This window comes from Bacteroides sp. RTP31139st1_H2_RTP31139_211217 (assembly GCF_040227615.1).
GTDB lineage: Bacteria > Bacteroidota > Bacteroidia > Bacteroidales > Bacteroidaceae > Bacteroides > Bacteroides uniformis.
The window spans coordinates 1-1,157 of record NZ_JBCNZM010000131.1 but is presented as its reverse complement, the minus strand read 5'-3'; the positions used below and the strand labels follow the sequence as shown (position 1 = coordinate 1,157).

Here is a 1,157-nt window from a genome sequence, read left to right as displayed (position 1 = left end):
ACGCTAAGCCTCAGGTATAGGATTGTAAACCTCAAGTTTACGAAAACCTCTATTATGCGTTAGGGCACTTCAACCTTGTTCAGTATCTTGCTGACGATTTCATCAGATGTCATATTGCTGGCTTCCGCCTCGTAAGTCAAGCCGATACGGTGGCGAAGTACGTCATGTGCCACAGCGCGCACATCCTCCGGAATGACATAACCGCGACGCTTGATGAACGCGTAGCTACGGGCAGCCAAGGCCAAGTTGATGGAAGCACGGGGCGAACCGCCGAAACCAATCATGTCTTTCAGTTCTTTTAAATCATATTTTTCCGGATAACGGGTAGCAAATACAATATCAACAATATATTTTTCTATTTTCTCATCCAGATACACCTGGCGAACCACTTTACGAGCTTCAATAATTTCGTCTGCCTTCAAAATGGGCTTCACTTCAAATTTATCACCATTGATATTCTGACGGATAATCAGTTTCTCCTCTTCCAGCTTCGGATAGTCTATTACGACTTTCAGCATGAAACGGTCCACTTGCGCTTCGGGCAGCGGATAAGTACCTTCCTGCTCGATAGGATTCTGTGTGGCAAGCACCAGGAATGGTTTGGGCAACCCGAAAGTTTCATTGCCGATAGTAACTTGACGTTCCTGCATGGCTTCCAGCAAAGCACTCTGTACTTTGGCCGGAGCACGGTTGATTTCATCAGCCAAAACAAAGTTTGCGAAGACCGGACCTTTTTTTACTTGGAACGTTTCATCCTTCTGGCTGTAAACCATTGTACCTATTACGTCGGCAGGCAACAAGTCAGGCGTAAACTGAATGCGGCTGTATTGCGCATCAATCAACGAAGCAAGCGTCTTGATAGCTAAAGTCTTTGCCAAACCGGGCACACCTTCCAACAACACATGTCCATCGGACAACAAACCAATTAACAACGACTCTACCAGATGCTTTTGTCCTACAATGACCTGGTCCATACCTGTGGTAAGATTGGTAACGAAAGCACTTTGTCTTTCAATCCGCTCATTCAGTTCGCGGATGTCAATTGTTTCAGCCATAAATCAATCTATTTTTTAATGTTTAATTTCTTCATTTATCCGGTTTTGAACCGGCAATTATTTTTTTCGCTCCCCAAAGTACGGGAATAAATTAACCATACC

1 protein-coding gene is annotated in these 1,157 nt (G+C 44.4%); it reads right to left on the bottom strand.

Features of this window, described 5'->3' with window-relative positions; translation table 11 throughout:
- Nucleotides 1–59: 59 nt before the first annotated feature.
- Nucleotides 60–1,055 (bottom strand): AAA family ATPase, encoded by a 996-nt coding sequence (locus tag ABUA47_RS17925; RefSeq protein WP_005827745.1) that lies wholly within the window; start codon nucleotides 1,053–1,055, stop codon nucleotides 60–62.
- Nucleotides 1,056–1,157 lie beyond the last annotated feature (102 nt).